This window comes from Chryseobacterium sp. CS2K3 (assembly GCF_059515185.1).
In genome coordinates, this window is sequence record NZ_JCAKRW010000009.1 from 61,527 (window position 1) to 79,813 (window position 18,287).

The 18,287-nt window shown below is 35.5% G+C and carries 12 protein-coding genes; all 12 read right to left on the reverse strand.

All coding sequences use genetic code 11. The annotated features are described in order from the left end of the window. Positions 1–4: 4 nt before the first annotated feature. Entirely contained in the window at positions 5–1,045 is a 1,041-nt protein-coding gene (locus AC5YGG_RS15815) for a PDDEXK nuclease domain-containing protein (RefSeq protein ID WP_496145424.1), read from the reverse strand. 137 nt (positions 1,046–1,182) lie between these two features. Further along, a complete protein-coding gene (locus tag AC5YGG_RS15820; RefSeq protein ID WP_496145425.1) occupies positions 1,183–2,610 on the reverse strand; it encodes a serine hydrolase in 1,428 nt (475 codons plus the stop codon). A gap of 5 nt (positions 2,611–2,615) precedes the next feature. Then, entirely contained in the window at positions 2,616–3,602 is a 987-nt protein-coding gene (locus AC5YGG_RS15825; RefSeq protein ID WP_496145426.1) for a WG repeat-containing protein, read from the reverse strand. Between the two features lie 46 nt (positions 3,603–3,648). After that, positions 3,649–5,076: an adenylosuccinate lyase gene (gene purB, locus AC5YGG_RS15830; protein ID WP_047096071.1), complete on the reverse strand. Its 1,428-nt coding sequence runs from the start codon at positions 5,074–5,076 to the stop codon at positions 3,649–3,651. 208 nt (positions 5,077–5,284) lie between these two features. After that, on the reverse strand, positions 5,285–7,234 hold the full coding sequence (locus AC5YGG_RS15835; protein WP_496145427.1) for a right-handed parallel beta-helix repeat-containing protein: 1,950 nt from the start codon (positions 7,232–7,234) through the stop codon (positions 5,285–5,287). Between the two features lie 337 nt (positions 7,235–7,571). Next, positions 7,572–7,985, reverse strand: coding sequence for a hypothetical protein (locus AC5YGG_RS15840; RefSeq protein WP_496145428.1), 414 nt, complete (start codon positions 7,983–7,985; stop codon positions 7,572–7,574). Positions 7,986–8,281: 296 nt separating this feature from the next. Continuing rightward, positions 8,282–8,671, reverse strand: coding sequence for a hypothetical protein (locus AC5YGG_RS15845; RefSeq protein ID WP_496145429.1), 390 nt, complete (start codon positions 8,669–8,671; stop codon positions 8,282–8,284). Between the two features lie 93 nt (positions 8,672–8,764). Beyond that, positions 8,765–11,092 (reverse strand): beta-glucosidase BglX, encoded by a 2,328-nt coding sequence (gene bglX, locus AC5YGG_RS15850; protein ID WP_496145430.1) that lies wholly within the window; start codon positions 11,090–11,092, stop codon positions 8,765–8,767. 224 nt (positions 11,093–11,316) lie between these two features. Next, on the reverse strand, positions 11,317–12,018 hold the full coding sequence (locus tag AC5YGG_RS15855) for a carboxylesterase family protein (protein WP_496145431.1): 702 nt from the start codon (positions 12,016–12,018) through the stop codon (positions 11,317–11,319). A 185-nt stretch (positions 12,019–12,203) separates the two neighbouring features. After that, positions 12,204–13,595 carry a glucoamylase family protein gene (locus AC5YGG_RS15860; protein WP_496145432.1) on the reverse strand — a complete coding sequence of 464 codons (1,392 nt, stop codon included), beginning with the start codon at positions 13,593–13,595 and terminating at the stop codon, positions 12,204–12,206. A gap of 71 nt (positions 13,596–13,666) precedes the next feature. Further along, entirely contained in the window at positions 13,667–15,142 is a 1,476-nt protein-coding gene (locus AC5YGG_RS15865) for a RagB/SusD family nutrient uptake outer membrane protein (protein ID WP_496145433.1), read from the reverse strand. A 5-nt stretch (positions 15,143–15,147) separates the two neighbouring features. Next, positions 15,148–17,985: a SusC/RagA family TonB-linked outer membrane protein gene (locus AC5YGG_RS15870; RefSeq protein WP_496145434.1), complete on the reverse strand. Its 2,838-nt coding sequence runs from the start codon at positions 17,983–17,985 to the stop codon at positions 15,148–15,150. Positions 17,986–18,287 lie beyond the last annotated feature (302 nt).

Consider the following 18,287-nt stretch of genomic DNA (forward strand, 5'->3'; position numbering starts at 1 on the left):
GGTTTTATTTAATATTAGATTTATTTTCAAATTTATTTCTTGCTATCTCTATTGAACGATTCAATTTTTCAAGCAAAATTCTTTCTGGAGGTAAGATAAGTAAATATTCTGCAATTTTTATATTATCTCCTTCGAGATTCATCAGTTCTATATGTTCGGTATTTTTTCCGGAGCAAAGAATTAAACCAATCGGAGGGTTTTCTCCTTCTATTTTTTCATATTTGTTAAGATATGAAAGATAAAGCTCCATTTGTCCTTTATGGCTAGCTTCAAATTCTCCTAATTTCAGTTCGATAACAACAAGAGATTTCAGTTTTCTATGATAGAAAAGCAAATCTATATAGTAATCTCTGTTATCTATTGTGATTCTTTTTTGTCTTGAAAGAAATGCGAAATCGCTTCCAAGTTCTGAAATAAATTTTTGAAGTTCCACAATAATGGACTCTTCTAAATCTTTTTCAGAAAAAGTATCTTTTAATTCTAAAAAATCCAGAAAATAAGGATCTTTAAAAATCAGGTCCGGATTTAGAATATTATTTTCAGACCAATTTTTAAGTTCCTTGTTAATGATTTCTTCGGGCTTTTTACTTATTGCAGTGCGTTCAAAAAGCAAAGAATTTATTTTTTCTTTCAAAGTTCTGACACTCCAATTTTCAATTTTACAAACTTCAAGGTAAAAATTCCTCTTTGTATCCTGAGAAATGGGAATAAGCAGTAAAAAATGAGTCCATGATAATTGTCGCATCGCTGATGCGACAATTTCGAAATTATCAAAAACTGAAGCGAACTGTATCATTTTCCGGATATTTTTTTCAGAGAAAGAGCTTCCAAACTCTACGGTAAGTTGCTGAGAGATTTGTAAAATGACTTCTTTACCATACTCTGCCCTTTTATTCTCTAAAACATCTTCATTTATTCTTTGTCCAATTTTCCAGTACAAAACCACCATTGCCGAATTTACCTGAACAGCGACCTGACTTCTGGTTTTATCAACCAGTTCCTTTAAATCGGTAATTAATTGTTGATGATTCTGATTCTGTAACATTATTAAAAATTAGATGTCAGATTTTAATATTTTATTTTTCTTTTTACTTTTTTTGGGTTCAGATTATCGCTTGCATATTGGTCTCATTCCTGAGTACAAATTTACTCTTTTTACTTTCTTTTTCCTCAATCTTTTTTTTATAATACCAATGAGAGATTATTATCTTTGGATCCGTCGTTATTGGATGCATTTTTAGGGGCTCCCATCCATTCGTCTTTATTCAATACCAATCTAAAAGAATAGGTTTTTCCTTTTTCAAATTTAGACAAAGGAACTTCCAATTCATAATGGTTTTTATCTTTTTTTACCATTTGATAGTCTTTATTTTCAGAATCCCAGTCATTAAAACTCCCTGCTACAGAGACTGTATGAAGAAGACTGGCATCCAAGTTTGCAGAATGTGTATAGGAGAAAATCACTTTATCACCTTTCACAGTATATCCATACACCTTCTGTTGATCTGAGGTGGAAATAAAATCTTCTACTAAGCTGGTAGTCCCGTTATAAAGTGTTCCAAATGTATCATCCCCTGTGATATTCACAATGATACAAACTCCCAGGTTCAGCTCTGGAAATATGGTAAACAAGCTATTTATTCCGTAAGATCCACCATGTTTAAATCCTCTTTTACCATGTTGGGTAATCAGATATCTGTCCCAGAAATATCCGGTCCAGGCTTCTTTACTATTTTTGACATTTCTTTGGGATTCCTGTACTATTTTATTTTTCGGGTCCAGTTCTTGTTTTAAAAATTCCATCATATCTCCCAATGTGGATTGAATTTTAGAACCTCCTGCTCCCCAGAGAAGGCTTTTAGAAACCGGCATCAGACGACCATTTTTATAGTATCCATTTGCCTCAGCTTCATTTTTTCCAAGTTCCAGTTTGGTATGGTTCATTCCGTTTTTAGAGAATATATTTTCTTTCAAAAGGGTTTCATAGCTTTTTCCATAGATATTTTCCAGCATAAGTCCGGTGAGTTCCAGACTTGTATTGCTGTATTTATATTGTGTGCCGGGCTGTGCATCCAGTTGAACTGTTGCCAGATCTTTTTTAAAGTTTTCTTTTGTATATCCCTCTCCTAGCTTTTCATACAAAAAAGCAGTTTCATCGTTCATATTTTTTCTAAGCTCATCATCAATAGGAAGATTTCTGGGCAAAGCGGTTTCGTAAGAAATTAAGTCCCGGATTTTTATAGGAATTCCGTTATATTCTAAGTTCGGATAGGGTTCTTTTAGATATTTACGTACATCATCATCAAGATTTACCTTCCCTTCCAGCACTGCCTGAGCCAGTAGCTGCCCTGTAAAAAGTTTAGTAATAGAAGCTATGGCAAAGTAGGTATTATTGTCTGCTTTATTTCCTTTCCCTTTATCTATTTCACCATAGTGTTTGGTATAAACTTTACCATCTTTTACCACTCCAACAGAAACGGAGTATGCTTTGGATTCTGTTGCTACTTTCTGTGCCGCTGCATCTATGATTGAGTACACTTTTTTCTCACTTTGTGCAGCGTTCTTTACAAATGCCAAAGCAAAAATAAATACGAGTATATTTTTTCTCATTAAGTTTAATTCTGGTTATTTTTGAATTTATTAGGGTTATTAGAGTGTTTTTTCTGGTATTCTTCTGCTTGTTTGATTTCCTCTTTCAACCATTTTTGGAAAGGAATCATTTTATCTTCGTAATTGATAGTAAAAACGCTTTTTCCATCTTCTGACACAAAAAACTTCAGGTCATCAAATGCGGCTAAGTTTCTTTTTTTATTATCATAGGTATTGATCTGATAATACGGAAAATTTTCCTGTGGTCTTTCTACAATTTCAAAAAGAAGTTTTTTTTCTTCTTCAGACATTTCATTATAGACATTCACATAATGAACTGCTGAGATTATTTTATTGTATTTTTCAAAGAATTGAAGAATATTCTTTTCTTTTTCGTTGTATTGAAATGAATAGGGATAATATTTCCCATCAATATCAACATCTTTCCCGGAATGTGTTGTAAGGGGCTGAACAGTTTCTCCTTTGTTATTCATGACTCCCCAGATTCCGCCTACGATTGCAGGATGTTCGTCATCTGTTTTTTCCCAGTCACAGCCATCACAAAAAACGGCATATCCGTAATTAAACGAGGCTGTAAAGTCATGATTAGGTTGAATGATGATTTTCCCGTTACGGTCTGCAAATCCTATTTTCCCATTTTTAACAAACCTTCTGAGTCCTTCTGAAAAATAGTCTGCTCCGTTATCGTATAAAAAAGGTTTATATAAAAAATTACCTTTTCTGTCATAAACGTATCCAAAGGTATTTTTTTCATATTTGTCGTTTCTTTTCCCACCATGAAAGAGAATGGTTTCATTGCCAGTTCCTTCTTGTACTAATTCTCCGTCTTTGATTCCGGTATAGTCTTTAAATTCTGCCGGAATGATGATCTTTCCAGCCTGGTTTTTCACACCGATCAAAGAATCTTTGGATTTAAAGTACCTCAACGCTTCTTTCTTCTGAGAGAAAGCCAACATGGGAATCATTGCAATCAATAAAAGGGCTTTGTTCATGGCAGGTTAAAATAAAATATGCAGCCCAAAAGACTGCATATTCTTTTTATACTTTAAGATCAGCTTCCAATCCTATCAAATCTTTATTCTGGTCTATAATCGGCTGCACTTCGTTCTTGACAAATTCTTCTGTCTGAATTGGTGCAAACCCGATAAAGTTCTTCGGATCTAAAACTTCTTTTAATTTTGATTTATCTAATTTTAATGAATCATCGTTCAGGATTCTTTCAATCAGGTCGTTTTCTTTTCCTTCTTCTTTCACTTTCTTGGAAGCTTCCATTGAGTGAACTCTGATTACTTCGTGAATTTCCTGACGGTCACCACCTGCTTTTACTTCTTCCATGATAATATATTCTGTTGCCATGAAAGGAAGTTCTTCTTCGATGTGCTTATTGATTCTGTTCGGATATACAACAATACCGTTCATAATGTTGTTCCAGATCAATAGGATTGCATCAACAGCAAGGAATGCCTGAGGAATTGTTAATCTCTTATTAGCAGAGTCGTCTAATGTTCTTTCGAACCACTGGGTAGAAGCTACCATTGCAGAACTTGTTGTTAGAGACATTACATATTTTGCCAATGCTCCGATTCTTTCACTTCTCATTGGGTTACGCTTGTACGCCATTGCCGATGAACCGATCTGGTTTTTCTCGAATGGTTCTTCAATTTCCTTAAGGTTCTGAAGTAAACGTAAATCGTTGGTGAATTTATGAGCTGACTGAGCAATATTACCTAATAAGGCTACAACTTTAGCATCAATTTTTCTATCGTAAGTCTGTCCGGAAACTCCGAAAACTTTTTCGAATCCGAATCTTTTTGAAAGTTCTTTATCTAAGTGTTTTACTTTTGAATAATCTCCATTAAACAGCTCAAGGAAACTCGCCGCTGTTCCTGTAGTTCCTTTTACGCCTCTGAAACGTAGTGTTTCAAGGAAGAAGTCTAATTCTTCGATATCAAGAACCAAACTCTGTAACCAAAGGGTAGCTCTCTTTCCTACTGTTGTTAACTGTGCAGGTTGGAAGTGTGTAAACCCTAAAGTTGGAAGGTCTTTGTACTGAATCGCAAAGTCTGCTAAGTTCTTCATTACGTTCACCAACTTTTTCTTCAGGATTAAAAGACCATCACGGATCTGAATTAAGTCTGTATTATCTCCTACAAAAGCTGAAGTAGCTCCCAAGTGAATAATTCCTTTTGCTGAAGGCGCCACATCTCCATAGGTGTGAACGTGAGCCATTACATCATGACGGAATTTCTTTTCGTATTCTGCTGCTTTATCGAAATCGATATTTTCAGCATTAGCCTTTAATTCAGCGATTTGTTCGTCTGTAATTTCCAGCCCTAAGTCTTTTTCGATCTCTGCTAAAGCGATCCAAAGCTTTCTCCAGGTACGGAATTTGTTATTATGTGAGAAATTAAACAACATTTCTTCACTGGAATAGCGCTCTTCCAATGGATTTTTGTAGGAATTCATTCGTTCTTTTACTTTTTAGATGTACAAAAATACGTTTTTTCAGTGAGAGATAAAAATCTTGGTTTTATGATTTTTGTGTTGTTTGTTTAGGTAAATTCTGACTCTTTTTTATGGGGCTAAACTAAAAAAGCTTTCATGAAATTATTGGATATCGTATATACAAACATAAACCCTGCAATAGCAAGGTTTATTATTTAAGATCAACATTTTATGTCGTTACTATTTTTGCAGTTCTAAGTTTGGATTTTAAATCTCTGAGTTCGGCTAAAATTGCCTGAACTTCGGTTTTAGAATAGCTATCTCCAACGTTCCCTGCAGTATCAGCTGATGGTTCTGAACTTTTGAGTGCTCCGCTGTATTCGTTAGTTGCTTTATTCAGCACAATGGTATTCTGACTGTCTGATGGCGTTCCGCTAGCATGGAAGTCTGACAAATCTAATGAAACATTCCCTTTAAAGATCATATTTTCAATAGCCGGATTAATATAAAAAGCATTCGTGTACGGACTTACATCTCCTGTATAATAAGATTTTTTAGAAATAATATTATCTGTAATCACTAAGCTATCTGATTTTCCAACAGCAATAAAAGAACTTCCCTGATCGCCTGCAAGACTACCGCTTAAAATATTTCCGCTAATTACTGAATGATCAGAATCTTCTTTAATATTAAGAGAATGATATTTTGCATCATACAGTTTATTGGATTCAAAAACATTATGTTTTCCTTTTAAGTCAATAAGCGTATAATTGGAGATCAGATTGTTTTGGATCATACTTTTTGTTACATTAAAGAATAAAAGAAGTTTGATTTCTTTATTTTCATTAAGGATCGTATTATAGGATATTTCTTGGTTGATGTTAGCATCAGGCAATCTGTCTGAATTATAATAGTAAATATCACCAGCTCCTTCAAAATCTTTAAAGAAACGGACATTATTGCCACGAATAACAAGATTTTCAGATCCTTTCACACCTTGGTTATTGAACATACAGTTTTTGAACGTATTACCGATTATTTGTGAATTTGGAGAGTTAAAAAGTGATACTCCATATAAGCTGTCTGCACTCCCTTCCAGGAATGAGTTTTTAATAATGATATCACTATTATCTAGATATGAGCTGATTTGTCCTCCACTTTCAGATGGGATTTTATTTCCGTATGCTCTTGAATTCTGAATGGTTATATGTGACACTTTTGCGCTGCCTCCAGCCAATAGACCAGCGTGATTATTATTTAGAAATTCACAATTATCGAATATAACATTTCTCACAATGGATCCTGAATCTAAAGGTTCTATATCCACTCCACATTCAGGAGAGGTCCCATTGCTATTATTAAATGCACAATTTGTGAAATAAAGGTTTTCTCCTGCTTCAATAGACATTCCCTGTCTTCTGTTATTGGATGAAATAATTTTATCGGCGGTCAGTCCATTTAATAAGTGCAGTGCGTTATCTTTATCATAATAATGCTGAATATTTACTCCATCCCCCCAGCAGTCTTTAATTTTAATATTCTTCAAAGAAATGTTGCTTCCTCCGGAAACAGCAATTCCATATCCCCATTCGCCTCCGGTTCCTGTATGGGTATCTCTGTCACCTGTGATATTACCTCCAGTTATAGAAACATTCCTTTTATTGTATACACGAATGACATTATACTGTTGCTTAGCTGTAGGTCTTTGAATTAAATTACAGTTATCAGACATAATCAATGTTTTATTATCCTGCATCTCAATTCCTCCGGCATCACGTAAAAAATCGGTTGATGAGGTTGTAGGATCATCACCGCTAATTCTATAATTACCATCACCGATAAAAATCTGAGGACAAGAGGTTTTAATCGCTTTATTAATTCTAACTGTTGTGTCTTTCGCATCTAAATCTGGGAAAGCTCCATAATATTTCACGTCTATAGAGTTCACAAAAGTGTGTACCAGTTTTATTGTGCCAACATGAATGATACTTCCTCCATCATCCGGTCTGGTTTCCGTTGGAGATATATAATAAATAATCGGGGCTGGTGTATCTCCTTTGCGGTAATATCCCAGCAGCTTAACTCCTGCGTAAACTCCAGTCTGTAAATCATGTAAGTCGCATGAACACATGTTATACATAGCATCCATTGTGTCCTTAATTAAAAATTGATTTTTCATATTGCTTTGGTTTAAATATAATTCCCTCATTTTTTTGAAGGGAGAAAAGGTTATTCTATAATTATTATCCTTATTACTTTTACAAAGCTAATACAGCACAGCGACAGAACTCGACGTGTCTTAAAGCATTAAAAATATTTTTAAAATTGACCGGGAAATCAATAAGGGGTATAATAATCTAGCCCCGATAGGAACGTTTACCCCACAGCAAGAATAGGAAAGCCAAGGTTTGAGAGTGGAAAATTTGGAGCGAGGAGTATGAGTGGATAGCGGGATTAAGCTCCAAAAATAAAAAAGTCACCCTTTCGAGTAACTTTAATTTTTTGTAAACAGGGTTTTATTGATAGATTACAACATCATCTTTTTTTATCTGATAGCCTGCTTTCTTGTAAGGAACTAAAACATAGGTATTTTTAAGATGGCTTCCGCTTTTCCAGATCTTTTCTTTACCTTCTTTATCAAGGAGGATACTTTTTGCAGCTCCTTCCGGAATAAAAATTTCTGCCTGTTTCATATCCTTACTAAAAATAACTGCTGTCATTGTAGTATAGCTTTTATCTGAGCCTACTTCCTTTAATTTGATTTTCTGTTCGAAAACCTTTACACAATTATTTTTGATTTGCGAATAGGTATATCCTGCAGAGCCTATGCAACCATGAACATCTCTATCACCGCCCAGGACCGGAGTTTTTTGTTGAGCAAAGACTAAGGAGCTCAGGAACATCACGCTAAATAAAATTGGTTTTTTCATATTTATATTATTATGGTTTTCTGATGGTAAAAGTATTTTGGAAATAAAGATATTAATTTTCATTCTTAATTACAAAAACATTATTTCACAGCAACTTATACAATATGTTGTAAGAATAATCTTTATCAAAAATTTTTTATCAATCAGGTTAAATTAATTATTCTTACTATCTGTTTCTATAAAAAGTCTCAATAAAGAGAATTATTACAAATTAATATTTATTTTCAATATTGCCACTATATATTTACAAAAAAAGTCACCCTTTCGAGTGACTTTAATTTTTTTAATAATAGGATTTATTGATAGATTACAACATTGTCCTTTTTAAGCTGATAACCGCTTTTCTTGTAAGGAGTCAATACGTATCCGTCTTTTTTCCAAGCTTTGGCTTTTCCAGGTCTGGTAAGAATTACGCTTCCACCTTCTGCATCTTTAATGAAAACCTCAGCTTTTTTGTTGTCTTTACTGAAAATAACAGCTGCAATGTAATCTCCGTTTGTGGCTACTTCCTTTAACTTTATTTTCTCTTCAAAAGTTCTTACACAGTTTTTTTTGATCTGTGAGTAAGTATATCCTGCTGAACCGATACATCCATGAGCATCTTTATCACCTCCTAATACCGGTTTCTGCTGTGCGAATACTAAAGTACCAAGGAACATTGCGCTAAGTAAAATTGTTTTTTTCATGCTTTTTGTATAAATTATAACGTACGCTGGTATTATTAAAAATCATGCCAAAAAAGCAAAACACACATTTCTGTGAAAAACTTTCTTACGTTCTTACTTTGTCCATGTAATTTTTGAATGCTTCACGTTGTCTGAGCTGGTTCCGATCATGATATCAAATTCTCCTGATTCCCAGTCGTATTTAAGATCTCCGTTATAGAATTTCAGATTTTCCGGAGTGATTGTAAAGGTTACTTTTTTAGATTCTCCTTTTTTCAAAAATATTTTCTGGAATCCTTTTAATTCTTTTACGGGTCTCGTAATGCTTCCTACCATATCACGGATATACAACTGCACAACTTCTGCTCCATCATAATTTCCTGTGTTGGTTACTGTTACTGAAGCCTGAATGGTCTGTTCTCCTTTTGGATTGGTATTGGAAACATTCATCTCAGAGTAATCGAACTTGGTATAGCTCAATCCGTATCCGAAGGCATATAATGGCGTGTTACATTCATCCATATAGTTGGAACGGAATCTTTGGTACTCGCATTTATCTGTTAGCTTCTGATCTAAAGGACGACCCGTATTTTTAGCGTTATAATAAATAGGAATCTGTCCTAAACTTCTTGGGAAGGTCATCGGAAGCTTTCCTGAAGGGTTTACTTTTCCGAAAAGAACGTCTGCCATAGCATTTCCAGCTTCTGACCCAGGGAACCAAGCATTAAGAATAGCATCAGGCGTATCTTTCACATTCGTTAAAGCCAATGGGCGTCCTGTGAAAAGGATCATTGCGATTGGTTTCCCTGTCTTTTTAAGCTCGTTTAAAAGATCTACCTGAGACTGAGGAATAGTAATTTCTGATCTTGATGAAGATTCTCCGCTCATTTCCGCAGATTCTCCGATAGCAAGAACGATGACATCTGCTTTGTTGGCAACGTCAACGGCTTCTTTTAGTAATTCTTCTTTTGAACGGTTATCTCTGTCTGTTTTTTTACCGTGAGCTGCGTAGATTTCCTCCAGTTTTGCATCATAATCGATGTTGGCACCTTTAGCAGAAAGGAATTTTACTTCTTTACCATAGTTTGCCTGAAGTCCTTGCATTAAGTTGACGGAAATGGCATGCTTTGTTGCCACACTCCATGTTCCAGCCATATTCATGGAATTATTAACCAATGGACCGATCACTGCTACAGTTCCTGATTTTTTCAAAGGTAACACCTGATTTTCGTTTTTCAATAGTACCATTGACTGAGCGGCAACGTTTCTTGCAATATTTCGGTTTTCCAGGTTGTAAACTTCTTTTGCTGCCAGTTTTGCATCACCGTGTTTATACGGGTTATCAAATAATCCAAGATCATATTTTGCCTCAAGGATTCTTTTTGCCGCCATATCAATTTCTGCCTGGGTAACTTTTCCTTCCGACAACGATTTTTTTAATGTGGTTAGGAAACCCTCTCCTACCATATCCATATCAACTCCAGCTTTCAGAGCTAATGCAGAAACTTGTTGAAGATCTCCCATACCGTGGTCTATCATTTCGTTGATACCGGTATAATCTGTTACCACAAATCCTTTAAATTTCCATTGGTTTCTTAATACTTCGGTCTGAAGCCATCTGTTTCCTGTTGCAGGAACACCATCTACTTCGTTAAAAGAAGCCATTACAGAAGCTACTCCGGCATCTACAGCGGCTTTATAAGGTGGGAAATATTCGTTGAACATTCTCACGTGGCTCATATCAACCGTATTATAGTCTCTTCCGGATTCTCCTGCTCCATACAATGCAAAGTGCTTTACGCAGGCCAAAATATTTGTTCCGTTAGCCAGGTCTTTCCCTTGGTATCCATATACCATATTTTTTGAAATTTCACTTCCTAAGTAAGGATCTTCACCGGAACCTTCCGATACTCTTCCCCATCTTGGTTCACGGGAAATATCTACCATTGGAGAGAATGTCCAGTTGATTCCGTCAGAAGCGGCTTCTCTTGCTGCTACTTTTGCGGATTGCTGTACGAGATTCATATCCCATGATGCTGCGAGTCCTAATGGAATCGGGAAAGTGGTTTCGTATCCGTGAATAACGTCCATTCCGAAGATCATTGGAATTTTAAGACGGCTTTTTTCAACGGCTACTTTCTGAACAGCTTTGATTTTATCTGCTCCTTTGATATTAAACAGTCCACCTACTAATCCCTGCTCTACTTTCTTTCCGATATCTGAACTCTGTGCCATCCCGGTTGTAAAATCTCCTGAAGTGGGAAGGTTCAGCTGACCTATTTTCTCATCCAGGGTCATTTTAGATAAAAGATTGTCTACAAAGGCTTTCTTTTTTGCCTGATACTGAGCCGTCTGATACGACTGTACGGGCTTGTCTACCATTTCCTGTGCCGAGAATACGGGTGAAAGTGCTAAGGCAGCAAGTACGATTAGTTTTTTCATAAATCTAACTTCTTATTGTTCTGTTTTTATATAACGTAAGAACGCTACTTTTTTATTTTCATCTTTACTGAATTCATTGAAAGTCAGTAAGGATTATTGTATTGTTTTCTGAATGAACAGATTATTATTGTCTCTAAAAAAGACAATATTCAAAAATATGAAATTTATTCAATATTATTAAGTATTAATCTTAAGGTTTTAAAAGTTTTCTTTCTAAATACAGATTAATTATTCTTTTTCTTTGACAGCATCCATTCATACAATTGTGGATTTGAATAGGCGGAATCCCAGGAGTTGTGATTATCATTCGGGAAGATGATCAATTCTGCTGATGGATTTACCGGATGAAGCTTCTGATAGAATTTAAAGGCATTTTCCGGTAATACGATGTCATCCATTCCACCATGAAATATTTTCATATTCAAATTTTTATACTGCTGAATATTGGCTGTCATTACCTGATCTGTAGGGGCACATACTGATACTACGGCTGCAAACATTTCAGGATGTTCCATTGCCAGCTTCAAAGTTCCCCAGCCTCCCATTGAGAGTCCTGTAAGGTAAATTCTGGAGGCATCTATTTTATATTTTTTCTGAATTTCTTTAATTAAATTATATAAAGTTACGGTATCCCACCAGCTATCTGCAGGGCATTGGGGCGCGAGAATAGCTACCGGCTCTTTAATCTGGTCTTTATAGGTAAACGGGCTGTGCGCTTTTACCATTTCCAGATTGTTCCCTCTTTCTCCTGAACCATGAAGAAATACAATCAAAGGAACGTTTCCTTTAACCTTTTGGGGATAATCCAGGATATAAGATATTTTTTCTGTTCGTTTGATCTCTTTATTTAACTCTGCTTTTATTTCCTGGGCATTTATCTGTAGTGATAATGGCAGGAGCAACAGGGAAAGGTGTTTTAATTTCATAATGCTATTAGGTTTTGGCTAAAGCCGTTGAATGGTGTTTTGTTTTATTGAATGGGCTAAAGCCCATTTCTATTGAATATTATGTAACGGTTATATCTTTTTTCTCTCGCAGATTTTCAGATCGGGCAGATTGTTGTGTTTAAAATATGCGGATCTTTATTATCGTTCAAAAGTGGGTTTAGCCTTTACTTTATCCCATATTTTGAGGATTGGAAGCTTAATTTTTTTAATCCCTGCTGAATTTCCGGAGCATTCATAAACAATTTCCAAAGAAATCCGGTTCTGTAGTTTTCAATCATTGGTGCGATGGTTCCCTGATCTATTGCCAGATATCTTGGGGTAAACCAATTGTTGTAATTGATAGAAGTGGCATCATAAGGACCTGCTGATCCTATGAATTCCGGTTTTTGGGTGTAGATAAACCTTAAAAAATCCATTGATTCTTTTGGTGTATATGGAAAGCTGCTCAATGCTGCGGTAGGAGTCACTACTCCATTGTCATTGGTTGGCATATGAGCTGTATATCCTGTGCTTCCGTCCTGATTTCTGGTGTATCCGGCAGTCAGCCCCCAATAATTTGGACCAAAGCCTTTCCATTGTTTTGGATTTTCAACACAGTATTTGTAATCGATAAGTGTCTGATTTTTATTGACATCAAAATAGTTTTTCACCAATTTATCAGATAATCCTGTTGGATCAAGTCCGATATAAGAATATTGAGCCCAGAATAAAGGTCCACCATATTCTTCGGCATAGTTGTGCTTTACATACAGCGGTAATCCGTATTTTGTTTTGTCTGTAAGGTAAGTTCCGTTTCGTGTCCAGCCTTTATAATAAGTTTCTGCATCTATAGAATAGGTGGGTGAAGATGCAGCCAGAATATAGGTAATCAGGCATTCGTTATAGCCTTCGAGAGGGAAGTTCATTTCCCATTGATATTCCGGAGACCAGTGCCAATACAGTACTTTTTCACCTCCTTTTGTATACCAGTTCCATTGAATTCCTTTCCAAAGCTCATCACATTTGGCTGCCAGACCTTTTTCTTCTGTATTTCCGTTTTTAAAATATTCACGCACCATTAATATCCCTGAAGTAAGAAACGCGGTCTCCACAAGATCTCCGCCATTGTCTTTTTTACCGAAAGGAACGGTTTTTCCGGTTTCTCCATTGATCCAATGTGACCAGGCACCTTTATGACGGTCTGCTTTTGCCAGAAAATCCATGATATGCGTCAATCTTTTTACGGCTTCTTTTCTTGGGACAAAACCTCTTTCAACACCTACCAGAATAGTTGCCAGTCCGAAACCGGAACCACCTGTAGTGATCACGTGTTTATCATTATCCGGATAGATATCATCTTCATGATAACGCTCTCTTCCCAGCATAGAATTGGGTTCTGCATAATCCCAGAAGTATTTCAGTGCATCCTGCTGTACTTTATCCATCAGTTGTTCATCGGTAATATTACTTTTGACAGTGGTATGTTTTGCAGTTTGCAGTTGAGAAGTCTGAGCGTTTTTGCAAGAGTAAGTGAAAAATAAAGAAGTTACGGCAATTGTCAGTAGGGTCCTTTTCATTGGTATCGTTGTTTACTGGTTATAAAATTAGAGGAGAATTTTCACTCTCCTCTAGTTTATGGTAAATTATTTTAATAGTTTGGATTCTGCTGGGACATTCCTTCTGATTCCATAATAAAATCGTAAGGAAGCGGGAATAGCTCATGTTTTCCAACAATAAATGTCTTACCGCCATCTGCAGCCATTGCAGCCTTTGCCTGACCTGTTCTCACAAGATCAAACCATCTGTCATGCTCGAAAGCTAATTCTAATCTTCTTTCTTTCCAGATTGCAGTTCTTACGTCTGCTTGGGAAGTTGCTGTGGTTGGATTAATTTTAGCTCTTTCTCTTACTTGGTTCAATAATGTAATGGCAGTACTTGTCTGTCCTAATTCATTAGCTGCTTCTGCTTTTATTAAAAGAACCTCAGCATACCTCAGGTAACGGATATTGGTATCGGTAGCATCTTTATCATAGAATGCTGAAGAGTATGCTTTATAATTATAAAACTTATTTTCTACTGTATTAGGAATATATCTTCCATCATACAAAGTCATATCTCTGTGAATGATGGTAGCATCTCTTCTTTCAGTATCTCCTTCCGCTGTGTAGGCATCATATAATCCTTGAGTAGGTGTTGCAAATCCCCAACCCCAGCCTCCGGTACCACGAACTCCCTGTACCTTGCTGTATTGTTGAATAGCTCTCCCTGCATCTGCCCCCGAACCTTGGATCTCAAATATAGATTCAGCATTGTTTTCTCCTGAAACTTTATAAATATCAATAAATTTAGGCGTAAGTGAATATCCTGTCACCAGGTCAGCCTGCTCAGCAGCCAGTTGCCATTTTTTCTGATATAGATAAACTTTGGCAAGAAGCGCATGTGCTGCTCCTACTGAAGCTCTACCAATATTATTTCCTGTATATTCTGATTTATTGGGTAATGTAGCTATAGCATCTTTCAGATCTTTTTCAATAAAAGCATATATTTCTTCTTTTGAAACTCTAGTAAGCTGCATCTTTTTATCTTCCAGATTTCCAAGAACAGGAACGCGATCTACTAATGGAACTCCACCAAATGATCTTACCAAAGTAAAATACATAAAAGCTCTTAGAAACTTAGCTTCACCCATTAATTTATCTCGAACCTGAGCATCTACTTTGTTCAGCTGAGGAATATATTTCAACGCTTCATTACATCTGTTAATTCCTTGGTAATTGGAAGCAAAAAGTTCTTTAAAAGAAGGTGTGGTAGCAGTGATATTTAATGCATCAAGAATATCTTTATCTGATCCGTTATCTCCTACTGTAGAACCTTTATCTGCATCATCAGAAATGATGGAGGTTACTCCGATCCATGCAAATGTGCTCATATTCCAATCCAGGAACTTGGCATAAATAGCATTAACGAAATAATTTGCTCCTTTTTCATTATTAAATTTATCAAGATCATCAATAGTCATTGATTCTGAAGGCTTTACATCAACAAAATCGTCACTACAACTCTGTACAGCTGCTACGGAACCTAACAACATTAAAGAGACCAATATTATTTTATTTCTTCTCATTTTTTCTAAAAGTTTACATTTAAACCAAATACAAAGGATTTCAAAGTAGGATAAGCATTTAATTCTACCCCTGTCATTTTGTAAGGATCTCCTTCCTGTTTTGGATCTGTTGGGTTATAACCAGACAATTCTGTCGAGAATCCTGTATACTTTTGCCAAACCACAGGATTAATAGCACTTACGTAAAATCTAACAGACCTCACATAACTTGCAATATCTTTCACGGTATATCCAATTGAGATATTATTAATTCTGAAATAATCTCCATCTTCTAAGAAATAGGTGGATGCAATTGGAATTTCAGTAGACGGAGCCGGGTTAGCTGCATTTGGATTAGATGGAGACCAAAAGTCGCGCGCTACAGCAGCTTCCACATTTGTATTATTTCCTCTTTGAGCTTTTTTACCATTATAAACTTTAAATCCAAAAGCTCCATATCCATTCGCTGCAAAATCCCAGTTTTTATAACTTAAAGAAACGTTGATCCCTAATGTTGATTTTGGAATATATGAATCGAAATATTTTCTATCACCTTCATCTGCACGTCCAGTAACACCATTTCCGTTCAGATCTTTAAATTTCATATTTCCGTTAGCATCTAAACCATCATATTCCCATAAATAGAAACTTCCTAACGCCTGACCAACTGTTGTTCCATTAAATAATTTTGTCCATTGCCCGTTACCTAAATCTCCCCCTACTAATCTTGCGATATTCTTCTGAGTATCTACGCTTGTAAGTTTGTTTTGATTATAAGAATAGTTAGCCCCTAGAGAGTAACTCCAGTTTTCACCTACTTTATCAGCCCAATTCAGAGAGAATTCCATTCCTCTGTTTCTTACCGATCCTACGTGAGAATAATAGGTTTCAGACTGCCCTGAAGTCAAATAATTGGTAATTCCCAAAATAAGATTTTTAGTTTCTCTGTTATAGGCATCAACGCTACCTGTTAATCTTTTATTAAAGAAACCAAAATCTAGTCCTGCAGAACTTTCTTCAGTAATTTCCCAACCTAGTATCGGGTCAAAACCTTTATTAACAGTAATACCATTACTTACAGGATTTGCATTTCCGAACCCATAGTTGTATACAGTTCCTGAATTCAGTGGAAGATAATTTAGCGGAACCCTTTGATTACCTAATTTACCCCATCCTCCTCTAAGTTTTAACAAATCAAAGAAACTGTCTTTCATGAAATCTTCTTCAGAAATCACCCAGCCTGCACCAAATGATGGGAAAGTTCCCCATTTTTGACCATCTGCAAACTGCGAAGACCCATCACGTCTGATCGTCGCGCTTAATAAATAGCGATTCATCAGCTTATATTGAGCTCTTGCAAAATATGAAACTGTTGTATTTCTATCGTATTTTACTGACTTTAAGCTTTGAACATTATTCACATAATCTGTTCCGTTTAAGTTCCAGTAATTAGGATCATTTAATAATAAGTTTTTTCTTTTTACAATAAGTTGATCAATTCCATTTCTAACCGTTGTCTCCGTACCTATTGTTGCTTCAATGTCATGAACTCCAAACTTCTTATTATATGTTAAATAATTAGTTAGTGACCAGTTATAGTAATCTTCTCTTGTATTTTCTAATGTATTGGTAGGGTTCGAGCTTGAGAATCCACCCGGAACCCTCGTTGGCTCTTCAGATAGCCATATAGCAACTTCATCTCTGAAATTATAAGCTTTATAATTAGAATATTCACCGTTAAATTGAGAAGTAAATCTCAATCCTTTTAGGATATCTATATCTAATTTTAACCCTCCTTGTAATAATGTATTCTTATTTTGCTCATTATTTAGTAATAATTGACTTACCGGGTTGGTAACATCATTAAATTTATTTCCTGAATAGTCTACAACTCCTGTTGTAGTATTTACGTACGGCATCCCAAACTGTCCTGATGGATAATAAACAGGAACCATAGGAGATTGCTTATAAGCCGTTGTAAATGCGTTAAATGGTTTTGGAGTAGATTTTGTAAAAGAAACACTCAAGTTTTGAGATAAGGTAATTCCTTTTGCAATTTTAAACTCATTATTGGTTCTAACAGTAGCACGATTATAATCAGTTCCTCTTAATATGGATTGCTCATCATAGTTGCTTAAGCTGAAGAAATATTTTACAGCTTCAGAAGAACCTGAGATAGAAAGATTATGCTGGTTATAAATTCCCGTTCTTGTAATTTCTTTAAACCAGTCTGTATTAACGGGTTGGTTGGTAGAGAATCTGTCTAGCTTAAGTGCAGTATTGGCATAATTAGCAAATTCTGATGAATTAGCCATTTTTACAGTCTTTAAAGGACTTCTTACCCCAATCAAACCGTCGTAGGAAACACTTAATTTACCTTTTCCAGACTTGGTCGTAATAATAATTACACCGTTTGCAGCTCTGTTACCATAAATAGCCAATGCTGCTGCATCTTTAAGAATATCATACGTAAGAATATCATTAGAATTGATATTATTGATATTATCTAAGAACATGCCGTCTACAACATACAAAGGAGTTCTTCCTCCCAATACGGTTCCAAGACCTCTGATCATTACTGTAGGAGTAGATCCTGGCATATCTGAAGCCATTACCTGTACCCCTGCAGCCTTACCTTGGATTGCCTGCGAAGCATTTAAAACTTTTGTTCTCGTTACCTCTTCTGCACTGATAGAGCTAATAGAACTTGTATTATCTGCTTTCTTACGACTCCCGTATCCAATCATGACAACTTCGTCAATTTTTTGAACCTTGGTGGAGTCATTTGTAACCTGCGCATTCACGTTCATTCCGAAGTATAAAACGGCGATGAGACATGGATACTTTAAATTACTTTGTTTCATATAGTTTCAATTTTATTCGTACAATCAAATTTCGGTAACATCTTTATTTGGGCTAAATTAATTTCTCAAAAAAAGACATTAGCCAAAAATATAAAAAAATCCGAACCGTGTTAAAACATGTTAAAAATTTAAAAACAATTCTATTCTTTTACATATAATTAGATAAAAAATTAAATTTTATAAAGTAAAAATCAATTCAACTATCAAAACACCATCATATTCCTAATAACAAAATACCGGTTTTTAGAAAAAAATTCACCAAATCATAACACTAAATTTAATATTTTGTTAAATAGATAATA